Below are 5,806 nucleotides of genomic sequence, written 5' to 3'. Positions count from 1 at the left end.
GGACTTGCGCAAAAGCTCCAAAAGTGACATTCTATCTATAGAAGCCACGGTTTGATCCTCCTTCTAAAGTAGAGTCGCGTCACTTTAGTAGAAATCATACCGTGGCTTCCCTTGTCAAGAAGCTCGGTGTAATTTTACACCACTACTAGGGACTATAACAATTGCACACCTCGAAGTCCCCGAGCGACCAGTTTACGTAGAAACTCAAGCCAAAACGAACCGTCCTCACTCATGCCAAGATCAAAACCGAGCACTTCCCGGTCTCCGGTCTCCCGGATGCCGATGGCCACGACAAGTGCCATGCTGCGTACCCGGCCGCCCTCGCGTACTTTCGGGAACGCGGCATCCAACCAGACATAAGGAAATTGTCCCTCGAGCGGGCGCTCTTTGAATGCGATCACGACTTCAATGCTCAGATTGAGCGTTCCGACCCGTGTATCCCACTCCCGCTGCCGATAACCGTAGCCATTTTACACCACTACTATGGACTATAACCTTCCATGATCTAGTGCAAGGAGGATAAGTGAGCATGAATAAAAAGATTCTTGTCAGCATCATTGCGGGAAGCGTAATTCTAGTTCTCATAGCAGTAGCCGGTGTGAACTCGTTAAAGGGTAATTCCAATTTTTTTCGTCAGTTTCAAAGTTTCTCGTTGACAGTTGTCAATCAGTCAGATTATGACATTATTTCGGTGGAAACAGGCATTTTACAAAGTGATGCTTCTGGAAACGCAGTTGAAGGCAACTCCAAACATCTTTTTTCTAAAGTAATCGAGAGCGGGCAACAATCGGTGATTAAACCTCGACTAACTATAAATAACGAGGGAGGGATTTATATGAAATACATGGATTCAAGCGGAAAAGAGGTTCGAAAAACGGTTTGTTCTTATACGGAGAGTGCTTCCGGATACTCTATAGTCACGATCATGAATGATAAAATCGAAGTTGAAGAAAAATGTAGCTAGCATCACCCAATACAAATTGAGTGTGGAAAATATAACCGGGAACCTAATGGTATACCATACAGCCGATTTGGTCTACAGGGACTTTTCTTGGTGGCAATCGCCGGATTTGGGGACGCGGACACGTGGACGAGAAAAGTTCTCCGGCTCCAGCAGCCGTCCCTGAACCTTCTGTAAAGCCTGGACGACCAGCTCCAAACCCTGAAAAATTATTGCGATAACAGCTTTATTGCGTAAGAAAACTCCAGTTTGGATGGGAGCAAGAATGCTTACGGTGATGAACTTCTTTTTTTATATTTCGGGATGGTTTAAGTTTTTTTGAAAAGCTAGCCAAGAAAGCAGCTCACGTGTTCGGGTGTTGAGCTGCTTTCTTTTTTTATGTCTTTTTTTGAAAGGGAGCTATCTTACTCTCTACGTGCTACAAAACATCTCTATAGGGCTTCTCATCCACTGAACGGCACGCTCCGTGAGGTACCGGTTCACCTGTTCGTTGATTCGCGACGCTTGCCGCATTTCCTTGCGATAAGCATGCGACGGATTGATCGGATACTCGCCGCATATATCAACCCCGGCGATCCTTTTCGTATTGGCGATGGCTTCGAGTATACGGACCATGAATGGGAGCGAAAACCGGCCTTGTTCCCAGTCGGTGACCGCTTCGCTTGGATCCAGCACATCCTTATCCATGCTGATATAGACCGTGTCGGTCGGAATATCGGAGACAATCGAGTGGATGCTGGACACCGATTCTTCGATATTTTCGTTCGGATACGCAGAGACTTTGGTTCGGACTTGCCACGGCAATTGCTTCAAACCGGCCTCGCTTACGCCGATTAATAACACTTTGCGCAAGAGCGGAAGCTTCCGAATCGCTTCCAGCACCCATGAACCGCAAGAAATAAGCCGTTCATCCGGAGTCCCCATCATATCCGAATGATAATCGAACAGCACAAGGGTGAATGGTTTGGTGAGTTCGGACATAAGGAGATAGCTGACATAGTGGTAATTTCCTCTTCCGATCAGCGTAACGCCTCGATTCCGGCGTTTTTGCAACCGGCTGCCAATTACCCGAAGCGAATCCTTCGAACAGTATCCGTTGGTCTGCCTGATATCCGACAGTTCAATCCACTCATAAGCCGGCTGAAGAAAATGAGGCTGCGAACATAACGTTTGATCAAAGTTCAATACCGCAACTTTGCCATTCATTATGACCAGACTTCCTTTTCATCACGCAGATTGTTTAACGGTACCGTCCCTCATATTTTACAACTTTACGCAGCGTTAGACAAAATCTTGGACCTGTCAATCCGTCAAATAAACGCCTTTACAAGCACAAAGGAATAATGTAATATTCGATATATATCAATTGTTATTTATTAAATGAAAAGGAAGTGACGCTTATCCCGCCCAAAGTCAAATTTTCAAAGGAAGCCATCATTGCCGCCGCTTTTGAAATCGCGAGAACAGAGGGTATGGACCATATCACGATCCGAAAAGTTGCGGAGAAAATGGGAAGCTCGATTGCCCCCATTTATGTGAACTTTAAAGATGTCGATGAGCTGAAACAGGCCGTTCTCCTTAAAATCCGCGATGTTTCCCGGCAAATGTTAATGACGCAATACGACCCGGATCCGTTTCTGAATATCGGCATTGCCAGTCTGAAATTTGCCAGGGAGCATCCTGTGCTGTTTAAAGACTTGATCATGAACAACAGCCGTTACATCAAAGAGGTTCAGCCCCCCATCGGCCACATACTTGAACAAATGAAACAGGCTCCGGAGCTTGATGGTTTCAACGATGAAGAACGGATGGGAATTTTGTTCAAAATGCAAGTTTTTCAATTAGGACTCTCCGTTATGGACGTGACCGGCATGCTTCCGGAACATTTTAACGAAGAGAGGATGATCAGGCTTCTGGAAAGTACGGGCAACGATGTAATTGCTGCCGCCCGTTTGCGTAAGAATGGGGACTTGACCAAATAAAAATGAGGAGCGAACCGTTCCATGAAGAACGAACAAGCGCAACGAATCATTGCGGAGCATTTTAGCAAAAAAGTACGGAAAGACCCTAAAATATGCAACGCCTATTTGCTCGTGCATTCCGACAAGCTCGGCGTCCACTTGAATATAGCCGAAGGCTCGGCGGACCATGCGGTAAACGCCAATCAACCTTATTTTATTGCAAGTATCGGCAAGCTCTTTACATCGGTTCTGATCGGCATTCTCGTTGAAAAGGCAATGATTTCTTATGAAGATCCCCTCCATCCTTATATTGATCCTGACTTATTGCACAACTTGCATATTTACAAAGGGAAGGATTACACAAAGATACGGGTTAATGAATTTCAAAACGATCCCCGTCTTGATGCCCAAAAAATATCATGTATGGGGAAATGCCGGTTCAACCGGAACGTTTATGTTTTATCATCCGGCCCTGGACGCTTACTTGATCGGCAGTTTAAATCACTTCGGTTCCTATAGAAAAGCGATTAGCTTCATGCTCAAAACCGTTGACCTCCTTTCAAAATATGCTGCGTAACATCAAACGAGAGGAGAAAAGCGAATCATGTGGTCGACCTTCAATGAACTGATAAGCTTGGAAGTCCTGATCTGGCTGCTGCCGGCCGCTTTCCTTATCCACGACCTGGAGGAGATCGTCACCACGGAAAAATGGCTCCGCAAGCTTAAAGACCAGCCTCGGATCGCGGAAAACCGCATGTTCGACTGGGAGAAAAACATCACGTTCCAGTTTGCGTTGGCGGTGCTGCTGCTTGGTTCGATTCTCCTGCCTGTCACATGGCTAACGGCCAACCATTTCGAAAACAGCGGCAACCTGCACCCGTTATTCGTTGGCATAAACGCCATCCTGTTCCTCGATGGCCTCAAGCATGTCGGGTATACCTTCATGCTAAAAAAATACACGCCAGGCTTCGTCACCGCCGGGCTTGTCGAAATCCCGTTTACGGCGTACGCATTGTACCGCTTTTACGGCGCGGGGAAGCTGGACCTGGCAGCGGCCGGAATCAGCATGGCTGTCGAACTGCCTCTCGTCGTTTTCTTGGTATGGGCCGGGCTTACGCTGGGGAGACGGTTGCGCCTGGGCGGAAGCGATAATTCGGCACCAAGACAACCGCGAGAAGCGCTGCTTCTTTGGGATCTTAAATACATTAACTACTATAACCCCAAACGTATTAAGGCAAAGCTAAAGAGCATGAGCCCAGTACAGTACCGAACCCATGCCCTAGAGAGTGCTTAACTATAAAGTGTCTAACTTTGCGGGGTCACTTCAAAGCCGAACGGTCCTCTCTTTTTTCCTCGACTCTTGATTGATTATTTGACCTCAACAACAAACGGAACGGTAAGGACCTTCCCATCTCGCTGAAATTGCGCCCAGATTTTATAAAGTCCATTATTCGGGAAGGTGGTAGCAAATTTGGCTTCGGGACCTTGGGCCTTCTCATCAATCGGGTGAACGTGGAGATATTGCTCGGTATTCTCACTTAGAATGACCACATGTCCTACAGCCCCCAAATATGGCTCCAAATCGGTAATGGCTTCTTTGGTTTTAGCGTCGGTCAGACGAAAATTCAACTCGAAATCCTTGCCGGCCTCAGGATGATCATTCACAAGCGTCACTTCCACGCCGTCAACCACTTTGGAATGTGCATGATCGGGCTCAAGCGGAACCGTATCTGCAGATGTCCCTTCTATATGGATCCATTCGGTCTCGGTTGTATCCTTTCCGCCGGTAGGTTTATAATCGGCAATCAATTTATACTCGCCGCCATGCGGGAAAGCGTGTACGATTTCAAATTTTCCGTCACCCCGGAACACGGTCCTGTTTACCGAAACCGTAACCTGCAAAGAATGACATGGCTACAAGGATTAAAACCAAAACGAACTGCATCTTGCCGTTCATACCGTTGTATCTCTCCTCAGCTTTTCGATCCACATTCTGTAATCGAAGGGCATTGAACACGACCGAAACCGAGCTAAGAGCCATGGCCGCTCCGGCAAGCCACGGTTTCAGGTAACCGAATGCCGCAACCGGAATTCCGATCACATTGTACGCAAGAGCCCAAAACAAATTTTGCTTGATGTTGACCATCGTTTTCTTGCTTATCGAGATCGCATCGGGAATACTGTTCAAGTCTCCGCGCATCAAGGTGACATCCGCAGCTTCGATGGCCACATCCGTGCCTGTTCCGATGGCCATTCCGACATCGGCCGTGGCCAATGCGGGGGCATCGTTGATTCCATCACCTACCATGGCCACTGTTTTCCCAGACTCTTGCAATTTCTTTACTTCGATTGCTTTGCCGTCGGGCAGCACCTCAGCCAGCACATGATCGATACCTGCATGGCTTGCAATCGCTTTGGCAGCACGCTCATTGTCGCCGGTAATCATCACGACTTCAAGGCCAAGCTCTTTCATGCGGGCTACCGCTTGCTTAGAGGTTTCTTTGATGGTATCCGCAACAGCTACCATGCCAGCATATCGGCCGTCAACGGCGATAAGCATCACGGTTTTCCCCTGGTACTCAAGCCTGTCCATTTCCTCAAACGAATGGTCTGCTTTGACATTGTATTGGGCCATGAGCTTCTTAGTTCCGATCATGATGCCTTTGCCTTCGACCACGGCCATGATCCCGTAACCGGGAATCGCTTGGAAGGAATCGGTCTTTGGCAGTGAAATCCCTCTATTTCGAACACCGGACAGTTATAGTCTCAAGTAGTGGTGTAAAATTGCGCCGAGCTTCTTGACAAGGGAAGCCACGGTATGATTTCTACTAAAGTGACGCGACTCTACTTTAGAAGGAGGATCAAACCGTGGCTTCTATAGATA

Annotated in this window: 5 protein-coding genes and 4 pseudogenes; 5 read left to right on the top strand and 4 right to left on the bottom strand. The window is 47.5% G+C overall.

The window, feature by feature from the left end; translation table 11 throughout:
- Positions 1 to 155 precede the first annotated feature (155 nt).
- A pseudogene (locus FE781_RS17170) lies at positions 156 to 461 on the bottom strand (transposase); the annotation flags it as partial.
- A 68-nt stretch (positions 462 to 529) separates the two neighbouring features.
- On the opposite strand from FE781_RS17170, the gene FE781_RS17165 reads away from it, so the two are divergent.
- A complete protein-coding gene (locus tag FE781_RS17165) occupies positions 530 to 964 on the top strand; it encodes a hypothetical protein (protein WP_138790826.1) in 435 nt (144 codons plus the stop codon).
- A 408-nt stretch (positions 965 to 1,372) separates the two neighbouring features.
- On the opposite strand, the gene FE781_RS17160 is transcribed toward FE781_RS17165, so the two are convergent.
- Positions 1,373 to 2,167 (bottom strand): arginase family protein, encoded by a 795-nt coding sequence (locus FE781_RS17160; protein ID WP_138790825.1) that lies wholly within the window; start codon positions 2,165 to 2,167, stop codon positions 1,373 to 1,375.
- Between the two features lie 185 nt (positions 2,168 to 2,352).
- On the opposite strand from FE781_RS17160, the gene FE781_RS17155 reads away from it, so the two are divergent.
- The 4 genes and pseudogenes from FE781_RS17155 to FE781_RS17935 form a co-directional block, all read left to right on the top strand.
- A complete protein-coding gene (locus tag FE781_RS17155; protein ID WP_342774322.1) occupies positions 2,353 to 2,943 on the top strand; it encodes a TetR/AcrR family transcriptional regulator in 591 nt (196 codons plus the stop codon).
- Positions 2,944 to 2,964: 21 nt separating this feature from the next.
- A complete protein-coding gene (locus FE781_RS17150) occupies positions 2,965 to 3,441 on the top strand; it encodes a serine hydrolase (protein ID WP_246068236.1) in 477 nt (158 codons plus the stop codon).
- 85 nt (positions 3,442 to 3,526) lie between these two features.
- Positions 3,527 to 3,922: pseudogene (locus FE781_RS17940) on the top strand (HXXEE domain-containing protein); the annotation flags it as partial.
- Positions 3,923 to 4,120: 198 nt separating this feature from the next.
- Positions 4,121 to 4,216 (top strand): annotated as a pseudogene (locus tag FE781_RS17935) (IS3 family transposase); the annotation flags it as partial.
- Between the two features lie 74 nt (positions 4,217 to 4,290).
- On the opposite strand, the gene FE781_RS17140 reads toward FE781_RS17935, so the two are convergent.
- Positions 4,291 to 4,794, bottom strand: a complete 504-nt coding sequence (locus tag FE781_RS17140) for a hypothetical protein (RefSeq protein WP_138790824.1) — start codon at positions 4,792 to 4,794, stop codon at positions 4,291 to 4,293.
- Between the two features lie 115 nt (positions 4,795 to 4,909).
- A pseudogene (locus tag FE781_RS17135) lies at positions 4,910 to 5,680 on the bottom strand (HAD-IC family P-type ATPase); the annotation flags it as partial.
- Positions 5,681 to 5,806 lie beyond the last annotated feature (126 nt).

This window comes from Paenibacillus thermoaerophilus, from assembly GCF_005938195.1.
In the GTDB taxonomy this organism is placed as follows: Bacteria; Bacillota; Bacilli; order Paenibacillales; family Reconciliibacillaceae; genus Paenibacillus_W; species Paenibacillus_W thermoaerophilus.
The sequence above is the reverse complement of the archived record's forward strand: the minus strand, read 5'-3'. Positions and strand labels throughout refer to the sequence as shown.